Below are 15,994 nucleotides of genomic sequence, written 5' to 3' on the forward strand. Positions count from 1 at the left end.
CAGCCTTTAGGAGGTTTGCACAGTCAGGAGGTTTGCACAATCGCCGGATCGCGCCGCAGGAAGTGGACGTCGACCCGACTGTCATCCCCGGCCTCTGGGGCACCCTGATGGCTGGCCGCGATCCGGTTCGGCTCGGGGCACACTTCCCCGCCGGGCGACACCTTCAGACGCCAGGGCCGGAGTCCCTGCAACTGGAGGACCCGAAGGGCCAGCAACGCGGTTGTCTGATCATCCGCGTCCGCGTAGATGTCCAGACCGGTCAACTCCTTGACCTTGGCGAAGCGGTACCGGATCGTGTTCTCATGCACAGCCAGAGAGCTTGCCGTCAGGCGGATACCCCGTCCACAGGCGAAGAACTCCTGCACGGTGTCCATCAATTCTCCACCCACTTCGGGAACCAACAGCGGCCCAAGCCAGCGCCGTGCGAACTGATCCGCCTCGCGGCGGTCGACCGAGGACAGGAACAGGCTGCCGGCCCCGAGGTCTTTGGCGGTCAGGACTCGTGCTGAGCCCGCTGCCCAGACCGTGCGTTGACAGCGCAGGATCTGGGTTGCCTCCCCGTGGGCGTGGTGGACGTCCCCGGGGCCGGCGACGGGGTCGGAGATCGCCGCCACCAAACCGGATCCCTCCCCGCCGAGGATTCCGAGCGTGTGGCTGACCACGTTACGTATAGCGTCGATTCCCACCCGCCCCGGGCCCTGCAGGGGCAGCAACAGAACCGTGGTGTCATCCACGGCAATGCTGGCGATTGCCGCGACGCCAAGCGCTGCGGCGAGCGTCCCGGCGAGCCCGCCGTGCTCCGGCGGTGCGGCGGGAGCGATGCCGGCCATCACACAGACGGCATGGGGCTGGTCCAGGTCTAGGCCCAGCTGAGCTCCGCGCCGCAGCAGCCAGGATGCGTCGCGGTCCCCGCGAATCAGATCGGAGAGGAGCGCCTCTCGACTGTCGCGCTCCGCCTCCACGACGCGACGTTGAGCAGTCAGCTCCAGGGCTGCGATCACCGCCGCGCGACGTAGCGCATGGCGGTCCAGAGCAGTCAGCTGACTGCCGATCTCCGTCATGACGAGATGGCCCAGCATGTCGCCACGTGCCTGGATATTTGTGACCAGCAGCCGGTTGTGGATCCCCACCGCGGGGAACGGGCCGATGATCGACGGCTCTGCCCCGAGCCCATCCAGAGCGTGGCAGAGTTCGCGGTGCCCCCACTGGTCGAGGTGCGCGCGCAGGGCCTCGGCGTGTTTGCCGCATGGCGCGACCAGCAAGGGTCTCTGGTGCTCGTCGAGCACCGCCACCGGCTTACCGGTCCGTTCAGCCACCACCGACAGGATCGCGCCCAATCCGCCGCCTTCGACGGCCAGGCGCGTGAGCCGCTCGTCGAGGGCAGCGGCGCGGCGCAGCAACTCGTTCTGTCGGGTGACGACCCGCAGGTCCTCACGGGCCCCGACGGTCGAGAGCGCGTGGGTGATCGCGCCACCAGCAAGTTCTCCGAATGCGGTGACGCTCTCGAGGTCGACCTCCGTGAAACGGTGGGTGCCCTGTTCGTCGTCGACAAAGGCCAGCCCGATCACCTCGGCGTCGCGTACCAGCGGAAGGCCGAGCATCGATCGCACCCCCCAGGCGCGCATCGTCGCGCGGACCGGACGCGGGTCCAAGCGGGCGTCCTGCAGCAGCACGGGCCGCCCCGTCTCGAGAATCTCCCGGGTGAACCGGTCTGCCTCCACGCCGGCGATGAGCTGGCGCACCCGTCCGTTGATGTCGACGGAAGCCAAGCCGACGCGCCCCCGGAACACGCCCGTCGTCCCATCCTTGAGATAGACGCTGCAGCGGGTGGCGCCGACCAGGCGACACAGCTCACCCGCGACGACGTGCAGCACGTCATCGACGGTGGTCATGTTCTTGAGCGCACGAACCACCGACGCGTGCGCGTCAATCGCCCGACGGTGTGGCTCCGCGTCGATCGGCATGTCCTGCGGACCAGACAAACCGCTCTCCTCTCTCACAGCACTTCCTCTCCGGATACATAGAGTGCCACCGTCGGGCCAACACTGCAAACCAGAACCGGGATGGGCTCTGGGCGCTCGTTGGGCCGGCGCCGTGGCGCGCAGTCCCTTGGAGCTATCGACAGAGCCGATCCGCGGACGGTTTGGCCTCACGGCCGCGAGCGACCATATTCGTCGCCGATGCAAGCGCTGCGACTCACCACCTATGAGGGTCCCCAAGCCCTTGAGCTCTGCGAGGTGCCGGAGCCGTCTCCCGGACCATCTGAGGTCCTGCTCGAGATCGGCGCGATCGGGATCAACTTTCCGGACCTGCTGATCACCACGGGCACCTATCAACACAAGCCAGAGGTCCCGTTCGTTCCCGGCTGTGAAGTGGCCGGCAAGGTGCTCTCAGCGCCCGACGACTCCGGCTGGCAGGTCGGTGACCGCGTCGCTGCGTTCATCTGGGCCGGCTCCTACGCGGAGCGAGCCGTGGTTCCGCTCAATGCCCTGATGCGCCTGCCAGAGGGAACTGATTTCGCCACGGGCGCCGGAATGGTAGTCAACTACCACACCGCGCATTTCGCACTGATCCGCCGCGGTCACCTGCGTCCGGGCGAGACCGTGCTCGTGTTGGGAGCCGCCGGGGGCATAGGCACGGCTGCGGTCCAGATCGCCAAGGGCAACGGGGCGAATGTCATCGGCGGGGTCGCCGATGAATCCCAGCTGGAAACAGCCAAGAAGGCCGGGGCCGATCACGCGATCGTGCTCGAGCACGGGTTTGCGACGCAGGTCCGTGAACTGAGCGGCGGCCGAGGCGTTGATATCGTGCTCGACCCGCTTGGGAGTTGGCTGTTCCTCGAGGGAGTGCGGGCGCTGGAACCCGAGGGCCGGATCCTCGTGGTCGGCTTCGCCGCCGGCGAGATTCCCGAGATCAAGGTCAACCGTTTGCTGTTGCGCAACGTGGCCGCCGTCGGCGTCGCCTGGGGAGCGTTCCTAGACGTCGACCCGACGATGATGGCCACGACCGCAGTCGATCTCGCTTCCCTGTTAGCCCGTGGCTATGTCTCTCGCGATCTCATTGCGCGCTGTAAGTTCGAGCAGATTCCCGAAACGTTGGAGCGCCTCAGCCGCGGAGAGATCCGCGGCAAGGTGGTTGCGACGCCCCCCGCAGGGTGAGCCGGCCGCGGTCGAGGACTACCCGGCCGTCGGCACCGAAGGTCTGGAACACCACGATCTCCGGATCCTCGTGATCCACCCAGGCGTGGACGGTGAGCGACTCGCCGGGAACAACGGGAGCGGAGAATCGGGCCGACAGGCTCGCCAGAGCCTCGGGGTCAGAGCCGCAGACCGCATGCAACAACAGTCGCGCGCTCATTCCGTAGGTGCACAGACCGTGCAGGATCGGCCGGTCGAATCCGGCCGCCCGCGCGAAGGCAGGATCGGCATGCAGGGGATTGCGGTCCCCGCTCAGTCGGTAGAGCAGCGCCTGATCCGGCCGGGTATCGGCCATGAGGACGTGATCGGGCGTCCGTTCCGGGACGGCCCACGCTTCGCTTGGCCCACGATCTCCGCCAAAGCCGCCGGCATCGCGCACGAACACCGAGGTCCGTGCGCGCATCCGCACGACCCGGGTCCGCGTATCGGAGACGACGGTCTCACTCACCATCAGCGCGCCCGCGCCCTTGTCATAGACGTCGGTCACCGTCGACTCAATGCGGACGGTGGCGGCTGCCGGCAGAGCCCCGCTCCAAGTCAGCGATTGCTCAGCGTGGACGACCTTTGTCAGATCGAGTTCGCGGTAGGCCAGTTCAGCGACCTGGTGGGAGACGGCGACGCCGAAGGTCGGCAACACGAGCGGGACGCCTGCCGGGTCTTCCAGCGTGAAGGCGAGCTCGCGCTCGTCGTAAGGGTCGTGCTGTCCGGCCCCAACCCCGAGGGCGTAGATGAGTACGTCGCGGTCGTTCCAGGTGTGTGCGGGGACAACGTAGGTGCGGCCAACCAGCTGGGTGGGTTCCATGCTCAGCTACCGGCTCTCGAGAAGTTCCAGACACGCTTCGGCCAAGGCCGTGACCTTCTGCCGGAGGTCGTCTTCGCGCTGCTCGGCCAGGAGGTCGCCCATCGCTCCAGCCTCGAGTCGCGCACGGATGCCCTCTGCGATGCAGGCCAACTTCCACAGGCTGAAGGCGACAAAGTACGGCACGTCGCTCACGTCGACGTCACAGCGGCTGGCATAACGGCTCAGCAGGTCGTCGCGACTTGCGAACCCGCCGGCGGCCGTCGGAGTGCCACTGAGCAGATGTCCGGTCGATTCGCCCGGATCAACCCAGTTGACGAAAAGCATTCCGAGGTCAGCGAGCGGGTCGCCCAGCGTACAGAGTTCCCAGTCGAGAACGGCGGACACGTGGCCGTCAGGCGCCAGAACGACGTTGTCCATCCGGAAATCCCCGTGGACGATCGAGGTTCGGCGCTGGGCGGGTATCCGAGCGGCCAGCAGCGCGTGACTGGCCCTCACGGCCGGGAGTTCCTGATCCGCCGAGGCACGCCACTGCCCGGACCACCGCCGCAACTGACGGGCGATGTAATCCTCGTGACGACTGAGGTTCATCAGCCCGACGTCACCGGGCACCACCGTGTGCAGGTCCGCCAGGGTGTCGATCATTGACGCTCCGACCGCGGCGCGGGCGGTCGGAGCGAGCAGACGCTCGCAGTCCGCCTGATCGCGGATGATCAGCCCGTCGACGAACGCCATGACGTAAAAGGGCGATCCAGTGATCTCAGGATCATCGCAGCGCCCCAGCGCGTCGGGGACCGGCACGGGCGTTGGAGAGAGCGCCTCGATGATCCGGTGCTCCCGCGCCATATCGTGGGCTGACTCCAGCAGCTCCCCGACTGGTGGACGGCGGAGGACGAACTCGGCCCCGGCCGTATCGGTCCCGAGAAAGGTGAGGTTGGACTGGCCCCCCGAGATGAGCCGGAACGAGCATGGCGGGGTCAGCGTCCGAACGTGATCGCTCAACCATGCGTCAACTGCCTGCTCATCGAGGCCGAAGATTCCGGCCGAGGTGCTCTCAATGCCCATGCCGATGATGTTCGTGAAGTTTCCCACCGATACCCAGCGACCGCCGAGGCAACACTGTGGCTTCCTCCAAAGCTTCCCGTCACGGCACAGGAACCGGGCGCCAGCCGACGGCTCCACACCCCGGATCGAGCCGCGTCCCGCTCGGGTGTGCCAGCGGCGGGCGTCAGACGGGAGCGGCCCGGAACGTCCTTACTTACCGTGTGACGACGCCTGACTGGACACCGCCCCCGCGGCCCGCAGGCGCGCGATCTCCTCGGCGCCGATGCCCCAGGCCGCGAGGGCGGCGTCGGTGTCGGCCCCGATCTCCCGCGGGGGCAGCCCGAGCTCGCCGGGGGTGCGGCTGAACCGCGGCGCGGGCGCCGGTTGGGTCACGCCGTCATGTTCGACGAACACGCCGCGGGCCCGGTTGTGGGGATGGGAGGCCGCCTCACCCAGTCCGAGGACCCCGGTCACGCACGTCTCCTCCCCCTCGAGCAGCGCCGTCCACTCCTCCCGGGTTCGGGTCCGGAACAGCGCGGCGAACCTCTCCTTCAGCTCCGGCCAGCGGTCCCGGTCAAACTGCGGGTACTCGGCCGGGTCGAGCTCGAGCAGCTCGAGCAGCCGGGCGTAGAACTGGGGCTCCAGGGCGCCGACGGAGAGGTACTTCCCGTCGGCGGTCTCATAGACCTCATACCAGTGCGCGCCTGAGTCGAGGATGTTCGTGCCCGGCGTGTCGCTCCACATGCCGACGTTGCGCATCGCATGGATCAGGGTGGAGAGGACGGCGACCCCCTCGACCATCGCCGCGTCGACGACCTGGCCCTGCCCGGAGCGCTGGGCCTCGAACACCGCCGCGAGGACCCCGAAGGCGAGCAGCATCCCACCGCCGCCGTAGTCCCCGAGCAGGTTCATCGGAAACAGGGGCCGCTCCCCCGCCCGCGCGCTCCCCCCGAGCGCGCCCGACACGGAGATGTAGTTGATGTCATGCCCGGCGACGTTGGCGAGCGGGCCGTCCTGGCCGTACCCGGTCATCCGCCCGTAGACGAGCTTCGGGTTGGCCGCCGCCACCGCGTCGGGCCCGAGCCCGAGGCGCTCCATCACGCCGGGCCGGAACCCCTCGATGAGCACGTCCGCCTGCCCGGCGAGGGTGAGGGCGAGCTCGACCGCCTCGGGCTTCTTGAGATCGACGCCGACCGACGGCCGGCCCCGCGTCGTCAGGTTCCAGGTGCCGGCGTCCAGACCCGTGCCGCCACCGCCGGCGCGCTGGAGCCGGATCACGTCGGCGCCGAGATCGGCGAGCATCATCACCGCGAACGGGCCGGGACCGATGCTCGCGATCTCAAGCACCTTCAGGCCGTGGAGGGGGCCGGGCATCAGGGGCGTCGGGCCCGCCGGGCCGCCGAGGGGGTGGAGCAGAGCATGGCGGGGGAGTCTGCCAGGTCCGCCGTTGGCGAGTCCCTCGCCACCCGTCCCCTGCCGACCCATCAAAAAAAACCTTTGCCCCACGATAGTTGGAATTCCTAGTACCATTCTGAGACGCACCGATCACGACCCGCTAAACGCCGAGGGAGCACCATGGCCGTCCAGGACAGCGCCGCCGATCCAGCCCAGACCCGTGAGACGGGGGAGTCGCCGCTGCGGTTTGTCACCGTCGCCTCGCTGTTCGACGGACATGACGCGGCGATCAACGTGATGCGCCGGCTGATCCAGGACCGGGGGGTCGAGGTCGTTCACCTGGGGCACAACCGCAGCGTCGCCGACGTCGTCCGCGCGGCGATCCAGGAGGACGCGGACGGGATCGCGATCAGCTCCTATCAGGGCGGCCACGTCGAGTACTTCAAGTACGTCGTCGACTCGCTCGCCGAGCGGGGCGCCGCCCACATCCGGGTGTTCGGCGGCGGCGGCGGCACGATCACCCCGCAGGAGATCGTCGAACTGCAGGCCTACGGGGTCGAGCGGATCTACCACCCCAATGACGGGATGTCCCTCGGCCTGGACGGGATGATCGACGACCTCGTGGACCGGACGGCCGCCCACCGGGCCGCCCGCCACCACGAGCCCGCCTCACTGCGCCTCGACGGTGACGGGAACTCCCCGCCGACCGACCAGCAGGTCGCCCGCGCCCTGTCGGCGCTGGAGGACGGCGACTATGACCGTGACGAGCTCGCGGCGCTGCGCGCCGACGTCCCGGCCGTGCCGATCGTCGGGATCACCGGCACCGGCGGGGCGGGCAAGAGCACCGTCACCGACGAGCTGCTGCACCGTCTCAGCCACCAGTTCCCCGACCGGCGGGTCGCCGTGCTCGCGGTCGACCCGACCCGGCGGCGGACCGGCGGGGCGCTGCTCGGAGACCGGATCCGGCTCAACAGCCTGCGCAACCCGGCGATCTACATGCGATCGCTCGCCACCCGGGCGAGCAACCGGGCGACGAGCGCGACGCTCGCGGACGCGCTCGTGCTGCTGCGCCACGCCGCCTTTGACCTCATCCTCGTGGAGACGGCCGGGATCGGTCAGAGTGACTCAGACATCGTCGACCTCGTCGACGTGCCCGTGTACGTGATGACGAGCGAGTTCGGCGCCGCCAGCCAGCTCGAGAAGATCGACATGCTCGACCTCGCTGAGATCGTCGTGATCAACAAGTTCGACCGCCGCGGCTCCGCTGACGCGCTGCGGGACGTGCGCAAGCAGTGGCGGCGCAACCACGTCGACTTCAACTCACCCGACGCGGAGATCCCCGTCTACGCGACGATCGCCAGCCAGTTCAACGACCCGGGCGTCACCTGGATGTTCGCCAACCTGTGTGCCCGGATCGGCCAGGTCCCCGGCGTCGACTCGGACGCCTGGACGATCGGCGACGTCCCGGCCGAGCGGGAGCCGACCGCCAACGTCCTCATCCCGGGTGACCGGACCCGCTACCTCGCCGAGATCGCCGGCCAGGGCCGGGCGATCAACGCCGACGTGGAGGCCAAGGCGGCCCTCGCCGAGTCGGCCCAGCACCTCCACCACGCCCTGCAGACCCTCGCCGACCCGGCGCTGGGCGAGCCGCTCGACCCGGTCCGGGCGCCGGACGCCGAGACGCAGGACGCCCTCGGCGTCCTGCGCGAGCGCTACAACGCCGCCGTCGGGGACCTCGGGACCGAGGCGGTATCGCTGCTCAAGGACTGGCCCGAGCGCCTCGCCGGCGTCCAAGCCGAGCGTTACTCCTACACGGTCCGCGGGCGGGAGGTGGCCGGCGAGAACTACCGCCGATCGCTCAGCAACACGCCGATCCCGAAGATCGCCGCCCCCCGCTCGCGCAGCTGGGGGGACCAGCTGCGCTTCCTGATGAAGGAGAACCTGCCCGGCGGCTACCCGTACACCGGCGGGGTGTTCCCCTACCGTCGCGCCGGTGAGGACCCGGCCCGAATGTTCGCCGGGGAGGGCACACCGGAGCGAACCAACCGCCGCTTCCATTACCTCTCCGAGGGTCAGCCGGCCGCCCGGCTGTCGACCGCCTTTGACTCGGTCACCCTGTACGGCGAGGACCCCGCCGTACGGCCCGACATCTACGGCAAGGTCGGCAACTCGGGCGTCTCGATCGCCACCGTCGACGACGCGAAGAAGCTCTACTCCGGCTTTGACCTGTGCGCCCCGAACACGTCGGTGTCGATGACGATCAACGGGCCCGCCCCGATCATCCTCGCCTTCTTCATGAACGCTGCGATCGACCAGCAGGTCGAACGCCACCTCGATGAGACCGGCGGCTGGCCCGAGGCCCACCAGCGCCTGGAGGCGTACTTCAGCGAGCGCGACCACGGGCGCCCCCGCTACGCCGGTGAGCTGCCCGCGACGAACACCGGCCGCGGCCTCGCGCTGCTCGGCGTCTCCGGCGACATGCTCCTCCCCCCCGAGGTGTACGCCCGGATCCGCGCCGAGACGCTCGCCACCGTGCGCGGCACCGTCCAGGCCGACATCCTCAAGGAGGACCAGGCCCAGAACACGTGCATCTTCTCGACCGAGTTCGCGATGAAGATGATGGGCGACGTCCAGCAGTCGTTCATCGACGAGGGCGTGCGCAACTTCTACAGCGTGTCGATCAGCGGGTACCACATCGCCGAGGCGGGGGCGAACCCGATCAGCCAGCTCGCCTTCACGCTCGCCAACGGGTTCACGATCGTCGAGTACTACCTCGCCCGCGGGATGGCGATCGACGACTTCGCCCCCAACCTGTCCTTCTTCTTCTCCAACGGCATGGACCCCGAGTACGCGGTGATCGGCCGGGTCGCCCGGCGGATCTGGGCGCGGGCGATGCGCGAGCGCTACGGCGCCGCCGCCCGCAGCCAGATGCTCAAGTACCACATCCAGACGAGCGGCCGGTCCCTGCATGCCCAGGAGATCTCCTTCAACGACATCCGCACGACCCTGCAGGCGCTGTACGCGCTGTTCGACAACGCCAACAGCCTGCACACGAACGCCTATGACGAGGCGATCACCACCCCGACGGAGGAGTCGGTCCGCCGCGCCCTCGCCATCCAGCTGATCATCAACCGGGAGCTCGGCCTCAACTTCAACGAGAACCCGTGGCAGGGCAGCTTCATCATCGACGAGCTCACCGACCTCGTGGAGGAGGCCGTCTACGCCGAGTTCGACCGGATCTCCGAACGCGGCGGCGTGCTCGGCGCGATGGACACGATGTACCAGCGCTCCAAGATCCAGGAGGAGAGCCTCCACTACGAGCGGCTCAAGCACTCCGGCGAGCTGCCCCTGATCGGCGTCAACACGTTCCTGCCGCGCGACGGTCACGGCGAGCAGATCGACACGCTCGAGCTGATCCGCTCCGACGACGCGGAGAAGCAGGCCCAGATCGACAACCTCGCGGCCTTCCAGGCCCGCGCGGCCGACCGCACCCCGGCCGCGCTCGCGCGCCTCCAGGACGTCGCCCGCGCCCGCGGAAACGTGTTCGCCGAGCTGATGGAAACGGTCAAGGTCGCCTCCCTCGGCCAGATCTCCGCCGCGCTGTACGCCGTCGGCGGCGAGTACCGGCGCAACATGTAGGGAGCATCGCCAACCTCCTGAGTGGGGGGGGCTGACCCGGTGGTCAGCACCCCCATCACCCGCCCCACCCGTCCATGCCCGAGCCCCGCATCATCTCCCTCGTCCCCAGCATCACCGAGCTGCTGTTCGCACTCGGGCTCGGCGACCGGGTCGTCGGGCGGACCGGGTTCTGCATCCATCCGGCGGACCGGGTCGCCGCGATCCCGAAGGTCGGCGGCACCAAGCACCTGCGGATGGGGGTGATCCGCGCACTCGCGCCGACGCACGTGATCGTCAACGTCGACGAGAACCGACGTGAGGACGCCGAGGCGCTCGCCGCCTTTGTGCCCGAGGTGATCGTCACCCATCCGCTCGGACCGGCCGACAACCTCGCCCTGTACCGCCAGCTCGGCACGATCTTCGGCGTCGAGGCCGCCGCCGAGGCGCTGTGTGTCGCGTTTGAGGCGGCCTCCACCGCTGTCGCCCGGCGTGTCGCCGGTCGGGTCCCCGATCAGGTGCTCTATCTCATCTGGCGCGACCCGTGGATGACCGTCTCACCCGACACCTACATCTCCGCCACCCTCGCGCTCGTCGGCTGGCGGACCCACCCGCTGGCCGCGACCGACCGCTACCCCGTGGTCCGCCTGGAGGAGTACGCCCACCGGATCGACCGGGTGCTGCTCTCCTCCGAGCCCTTCCACTTCAAGGCCCGCCACCTCGCGGAGGTGCGGGCCGCCGTCCCGGGAGCGACCGTGTCATTGATCGACGGGGAGATGTGCTCCTGGTACGGAAGCCGGGCGATCGCCGGCCTGCACTACCTCGCCGACTACGCGCTCGGCGGCGCTGAGCCCCCGCCCGCCGGAGCGGGGACGGAGGTGGCGCCGGCGCCGAGCACGGCTGGGTTAGGCTGGCACCCATGAGGTCAATCAACGCGGTGGGCATCGTCGGCGGAGGGTTCATGGGCTCGGGAATCGCCGAGTCCTGCGCACGGGCGGAGGTGCCCGTGATCATCTACGAGCCCGAGGCCGCGCCGCTTGAGCGCTCCCGCGCCCGGCTCGAGGAGTCACTCGGCCGGGCGGTCTCCCGCGGCCGGCTCAGCGCGGAGGAGCGGGAGGCGACGCTGGAGCGCATCAGCTTCAGCACCGACCTCGATCGCTTCAGCGGGGTCGACGGCGTAATCGAGGCCGTGACCGAGGACGTCACCGTCAAAGGCAAGCTGTTTCAGGCCCTCGACCGGCTGCTCGATGACGCGGTGTTCCTCGCCTCGAACACCTCCTCGATCCCGATCGCCCAGATCGGCTCCTGGACCCAGCGGCCCGAACGGGTGCTCGGCCTGCACTTCTTCTCCCCGGTGCCGGTGATGTCGCTCGTGGAGATCGTCGTCGGCTACCGCACCGACCCGGACGTCGTCAGCGACGCGGAGGCGTTCGCCCGCCAGATCGGCAAGTTCACCGTGCGGACCAAGGACCGGTCCGGGTTCATCGTCAACTTCCTGCTCGTCCCCTACCTGATGTCCGGGATCCGGATGTTCCAGGACGGATTCGCGAGCCGCGAGGACATCGATGAGGCGATGGTGCGCGGCTGCGGCCACCCGATGGGGCCGCTCACGCTCGCGGACTTCATCGGCCTCGACGTTCTCTATGCGATCGGCGACGCCCTGTTTGAGGAGTTCAAGGCGCCCGAGTACGCCCCGCCGCCGCTGTTGAAGCGAATGGTCGTCTCCGGGGCGCACGGCCGCAAAACCGGCAAGGGGTTCTACGACTACGCCTGAGCGCGACCGCGGCCCAACCGGATCAGCTTCGCCCATGCCCCGCCTGCCCCCACCCGCGGCACTGGTCGCGCGTGCCGACGGGAAGCTCGGGGACGTGATTGAAGCGGCCGTGCTGGCCAAGCACCGCCGGCGGCTCGTCGCCCACGGACGGCTGCCCTGCCTCGAGCCCGGACCGGGGTGGTGGGCGGCGGGCGAGCCGGAGCCGCGGGAGGGATGCGAACTGCGGGTCCTCATTGACGGTGATGAGGCCTTCGGGGCGATCGCGGCGGCGATCCGGTCAGCGACGAGATCGGTGTGGGTCGCCGGCTGGCACATCGCCCCGGACTTCGAACTCCTGCGCGGCGAGGAGGACGGCTCCGCCGGGGCGCTTCTCGCCGAGGCGGCCGAACGAGTGGACGTCCGCGTCCTGATGTGGGCGGGATCTCCCGTCCCACTCTTCCACCCGACGCGCGCCGAAACCCGAAGGGCACGGGAGGCCCTCACGCGGCGGACCCGCGTCCGGGTCGAGACCGATCCGCGCGAACATCCCTTCCACTGCCATCACGAGAAGCTCGTGATCGTGGATGGGGAGATCGCCTTCGTCGGCGGACTCGACATGACGAACCTCGCCGGGGACCGTTGGGACAGCTCCCGTCATCCGGCCCGCCGGCGGCTTGGCTGGCATGACGTCGGGACCCGCCTGCGGGGCCCGGCGGTGGCGGACGTGGCCGCACACTTCAGCCTTCGCTGGTGGGAGCTGACCGGTGAGCGGCTGACCCCGGTGACACCGCCGCCACCGCTCGGCGGGCACACCGTCCAGGTGGTGCGGACCGTCGCCGAGGGGATGTACGACCGGGTGCCCGACGGGGACTTTCGGATCCTCGAGTCCTACCGGCGGGCGATTCGCGGCGCGGAACGCTTCATTTATCTCGAGAACCAGTTTCTCTGGGCGCCGGAGATCACCCGGGCACTCGTGGAGAAGCTCCGGCACCCACCGCGAAGCGACTTCCGGCTCGTCATCGTCCTGCCGACACGGGCCAACAACGGCCAGGACGACACGCTCGGTCAGGTTGCGGTGCTCAAGGACGCCGATGACGGTGACCGGCTGCTCGTCGCCACGCTCCGCTCGCTCAGCGGCGAGCGTGAGGACCGGCTCTATGTCCATGCGAAGGTGGGGATCGTCGATGACCGTTGGCTGACGGTCGGCTCGGCGAACCTCAACGCGCACTCGCTGTTCAACGACACGGAGATGAACGTCGTCTGCGACGACCCAGCGCTCGCCCGTGACACCCGCCTGCGACTGTGGGCCGAACATCTGGACGTGCCGGTCGCGGCGCTCTCGGGGCGGGAACCGTCGGCGGTCGTCGACGAACTGTGGCGCCCGATCGCGTTGGATGAGCTCGCGCGAATGCGCCGGGGCGCCCCACCCCGCCATCACCTGCTCGCGATGCCCGGCGTGTCCCGCCGCTCCCGTCGCGTGCTCGGCCCGCTCAACGGGCTGATCACCGACGGATGAGTCTCTCCCGACACCGACGGTGATGCGCGTGGGCGCCCTCGATGCCGGCGCCCACGATGCTCCCGGGCGCGCGCGGGCCCGAGTTCCGGCCCGGGGCCGCCCCCTAGATCGCCTCGACGACGGTGGCGATCCCCATCCCGCCGCCGACGCACAGGGTCGCCAGGCCGTAGCGGCCGCCGGTGCGGTGCAGCTCGTCGATGAGGGTCCCGAGGATCATCGCCCCGGTCGCCCCGAGCGGGTGGCCCATCGCGATCGCCCCGCCGTTGACGTTGACCTTCTCCATGTCGAGGTTCATGTCGCGGACGAAGCGGAGCACGACGGCGGCGAACGCCTCGTTGATCTCGACGAGGTCGAGATCCTCGACGCTGAGCCCCGCCTTGGCGAGCGCCTTCTTCGACGCGGGCGCGGGGCCGGTCAGCATGATCGTCGCGTCGGCGCCCGACAGGGCGGTCGCGAGAATCCGGGCGCGAGGGGTCAGGCCAAGCTCAGAGGCGATCTTCTCGTTGCCGACGGCGACGAGCGCGGCGCCGTCGACGATCCCGGAGCTGTTGCCGGGGGTGTGGACGTGGTTGATCTTCTCGACCCAGTGGTACTTCTGCAGCGCGACCGCGTCAAAGCCCCCCATCTCCCCCATCATCGCGAAGGACGGGTTGAGCGTGGCGAGCGAGTCGACCGTCGTGCCCGGCCGGATGAACTCCTCGTGGTCGAGAATGACGTGGTCGTTGATGTCCTTGACCGGCACGACCGAGTTGGCAAAGCGGCCGTCCGCCTGGGCGGCGGCGGCACGCTCCTGCGAGCGGACCGCGTAGGCGTCGACATCCTCCCGCCCAAAGCCCTCGACGGTCGCGATCAGGTCGGCGGAGACGCCCTGGGGAACGAAGTAGGTGTCGTAGGCGGTGGCCGGGTCCATCGCCCAGGCGCCGCCGTCTGAGCCCATCGGCACGCGGGACATCGACTCGACGCCGCCGGCGAAGACGAGGTCCTCAAAGCCCGAGCCGACCTTCTGGGCGGCGAGGTTGACCGCCTCCAACCCGGAGGCGCAGAAGCGGTTGATCTGGACGCCGGAGACCGTCTCAGGCAGCCCCGCCTTCAGCGCGGCGGTCTTGGCGATGTCCCCACCCTGGTCGCCGATCGGACTGACACAGCCGAGGACGAGGTCGTCGACGCGGTGCGGATCGAGTCCAGGGTTGCGGCTGAGCTGCTCGTGAATGAGACCCACGACGAGGTCGACCGGCTTGGTCGTGTGCAGGGACCCGTTGGACTTGCCACGGCCGCGCGGGGTGCGGATGGCGTCAAAGACAAGCGGCTCGGTGGCGGGCATGGATCGTGTTCCTTTGCGGCGGGGGACCTGGACCGCCCACGACTTTACAGTTCTCGGTGGTCTGTCACGTCGCTCGGTGGCGGGGCGCGCCGGGCTAGGATCGGCGCGGCGATGTCCCGGCTGCCCCTGACCACCGTCGCGCGGGAGTGGACGCGGATCGGGGTGACGGGGTTCGGCGGCCCGCCGGCCCACATCGCGCTGCTGCGCCCGCTCGTCGTCGACAGACTCGCGATCATGGACGCGGTCGAGTTCCAGGACGCGAACGCGACCTGTGGGTTGCTGCCGGGCCCCGCGTCGACCCAGATGGCGATCTTCTGCGCCTACCGGGCCGCCGGTCCGCTCGGGGCGATCGTCGGCGGGCTCGGTTTCATCCTCCCGGCGGTGATCCTCGTCACCGCCCTGTCCGTGCTCTTCCTCGCCGCCCACACGCCGCTGTGGGTGCGGGGAGCGGGTGCCGGGGCCGGAGCGGCGGTGTCCGCGGTCGCCCTCCAGGCCGCCCGCGGCTTCCTCACACCGAGCCTCGCCGCGACGGCCGGGGCGCACGCCCGGCGACTCCGCTGGGGCATCTACCTTGGCGCCGGCGCGGCCGCGACGGTGTGGCTCGGGGCCGGGCTCGTGCTCGTGCTGCTCGGCTGCGGGGCCGTCGAGCTCGTGCTGTCGGGGCGGCCCGGGCGGCGGGAGAGGTCGGGCGGAGCGGACGGTTCGGGTCGGCCGGAGCCGTCGCGCCGGCCGGATGGCTCGGGTCGGCCGGGAGCATCGGGCCTCGCCTCGGTCGGGGTCGGCCTCAAGGTCGGCGGTCTCGGCCCGCTCGCACTCACCGCGCTGAAGGTTGGGGCGCTCTCCTTCGGTGGTGGTTTTGTGATCGTGCCGCTGATGCAGGGGGACGCCGTACACGTCTACCACTGGATGACCGACGCCCACTTCCTCAACGCGGTCGCCCTCGGTCAGGTGACCCCGGGACCGGTCGTCTCGACCGTCGCCGCGGTCGGCTACGCCGCCGCCGGCCTGCCCGGGGCCGCCCTCGCGGCGACGATCGCCTTCCTCCCCTCCTTCGCCTTCATCCTCGCCGGCGCCCCACGCTTCGGGAGCCTGCGAGCCAACCCGCAGGCGCGGGCGTTCCTTGACGGGGCTGGCCCGGCGGCGATCGGGGCGATCCTCGGCGCGGCGGTGCTGCTCGCCGAGCCGCTCACCCAGGCCTGGCAGTTTCTCGTCCTCGGCGGCTCGATCGTTGCGCTGTTGGTCCTGCGCCGCGGCGTCGTCGGCGTCCTCCTCAGCACCGGCGCGCTCGGGGTCCTGCTCGCGCTCGTCGGGATGCCGGTCTAAGGGCGGCGTCCTCGGCCCGCCGGCCGGCGCG

At 69.8% G+C, this 15,994-nt stretch carries 11 protein-coding genes; 6 read left to right on the forward strand and 5 right to left on the reverse strand.

Annotated elements, in window-relative coordinates:
* Positions 1 to 23: 23 nt before the first annotated feature.
* Positions 24 to 1,964, reverse strand: a complete 1,941-nt coding sequence (locus M3M55_RS16920) for a GAF domain-containing protein (RefSeq protein ID WP_249010680.1) — start codon at positions 1,962 to 1,964, stop codon at positions 24 to 26.
* Between the two features lie 216 nt (positions 1,965 to 2,180).
* Here M3M55_RS16920 and M3M55_RS16925 point away from each other — a divergent pair, with 216 nt between their 5' ends.
* Positions 2,181 to 3,158 (forward strand): NADPH:quinone oxidoreductase family protein, encoded by a 978-nt coding sequence (locus tag M3M55_RS16925; protein WP_249010681.1) that lies wholly within the window; start codon positions 2,181 to 2,183, stop codon positions 3,156 to 3,158.
* Here M3M55_RS16925 and M3M55_RS16930 read toward each other — a convergent pair.
* From M3M55_RS16930 to M3M55_RS16940, 3 genes are all read right to left on the reverse strand, one after another.
* Positions 3,106 to 3,999 carry a MaoC/PaaZ C-terminal domain-containing protein gene (locus M3M55_RS16930; protein ID WP_249010682.1) on the reverse strand — a complete coding sequence of 298 codons (894 nt, stop codon included), beginning with the start codon at positions 3,997 to 3,999 and terminating at the stop codon, positions 3,106 to 3,108. The genes M3M55_RS16925 and M3M55_RS16930 overlap by 53 nt on opposite strands.
* Before the next feature lie 6 nt (positions 4,000 to 4,005).
* Positions 4,006 to 5,088 (reverse strand): phosphotransferase family protein, encoded by a 1,083-nt coding sequence (locus M3M55_RS16935; RefSeq protein WP_249010683.1) that lies wholly within the window; start codon positions 5,086 to 5,088, stop codon positions 4,006 to 4,008.
* A 162-nt stretch (positions 5,089 to 5,250) separates the two neighbouring features.
* Positions 5,251 to 6,414, reverse strand: a complete 1,164-nt coding sequence (locus M3M55_RS16940) for a CaiB/BaiF CoA-transferase family protein (RefSeq protein WP_249010684.1) — start codon at positions 6,412 to 6,414, stop codon at positions 5,251 to 5,253.
* A gap of 201 nt (positions 6,415 to 6,615) precedes the next feature.
* Between M3M55_RS16940 and M3M55_RS16945 the strand changes: the two genes are divergently transcribed.
* The 4 genes from M3M55_RS16945 to M3M55_RS16960 all read left to right on the forward strand — a co-directional run bounded on the left by M3M55_RS16945 (position 6,616) and on the right by M3M55_RS16960 (position 13,319).
* The gene (locus tag M3M55_RS16945; RefSeq protein ID WP_249010685.1) at positions 6,616 to 10,074 is read left to right on the forward strand and encodes a methylmalonyl-CoA mutase family protein; all 3,459 of its coding nucleotides are present in this window, start codon (positions 6,616 to 6,618) and stop codon (positions 10,072 to 10,074) included.
* A 74-nt stretch (positions 10,075 to 10,148) separates the two neighbouring features.
* Positions 10,149 to 10,973 (forward strand): helical backbone metal receptor, encoded by an 825-nt coding sequence (locus M3M55_RS16950; RefSeq protein ID WP_249010686.1) that lies wholly within the window; start codon positions 10,149 to 10,151, stop codon positions 10,971 to 10,973.
* Positions 10,970 to 11,824, forward strand: coding sequence for a 3-hydroxybutyryl-CoA dehydrogenase (locus M3M55_RS16955; RefSeq protein WP_249010687.1), 855 nt, complete (start codon positions 10,970 to 10,972; stop codon positions 11,822 to 11,824). The genes M3M55_RS16950 and M3M55_RS16955 overlap by 4 nt, the downstream gene beginning before the upstream one ends.
* A gap of 34 nt (positions 11,825 to 11,858) precedes the next feature.
* A complete protein-coding gene (locus M3M55_RS16960) occupies positions 11,859 to 13,319 on the forward strand; it encodes a phosphatidylserine/phosphatidylglycerophosphate/cardiolipin synthase family protein (RefSeq protein WP_249010688.1) in 1,461 nt (486 codons plus the stop codon).
* A gap of 103 nt (positions 13,320 to 13,422) precedes the next feature.
* Here the strand turns inward: M3M55_RS16960 and M3M55_RS16965 are convergent, their stop codons facing one another.
* Positions 13,423 to 14,640: an acetyl-CoA C-acetyltransferase gene (locus M3M55_RS16965; RefSeq protein WP_249010689.1), complete on the reverse strand. Its 1,218-nt coding sequence runs from the start codon at positions 14,638 to 14,640 to the stop codon at positions 13,423 to 13,425.
* A 111-nt stretch (positions 14,641 to 14,751) separates the two neighbouring features.
* Here M3M55_RS16965 and chrA point away from each other — a divergent pair, with 111 nt between their 5' ends.
* Positions 14,752 to 15,963 carry a chromate efflux transporter gene (gene chrA, locus M3M55_RS16970; RefSeq protein WP_249010690.1) on the forward strand — a complete coding sequence of 404 codons (1,212 nt, stop codon included), beginning with the start codon at positions 14,752 to 14,754 and terminating at the stop codon, positions 15,961 to 15,963.
* Positions 15,964 to 15,994 lie beyond the last annotated feature (31 nt).

This window comes from Conexibacter sp. DBS9H8, assembly GCF_023330685.1.
Lineage (GTDB): Bacteria > Actinomycetota > Thermoleophilia > Solirubrobacterales > Solirubrobacteraceae > Palsa-465.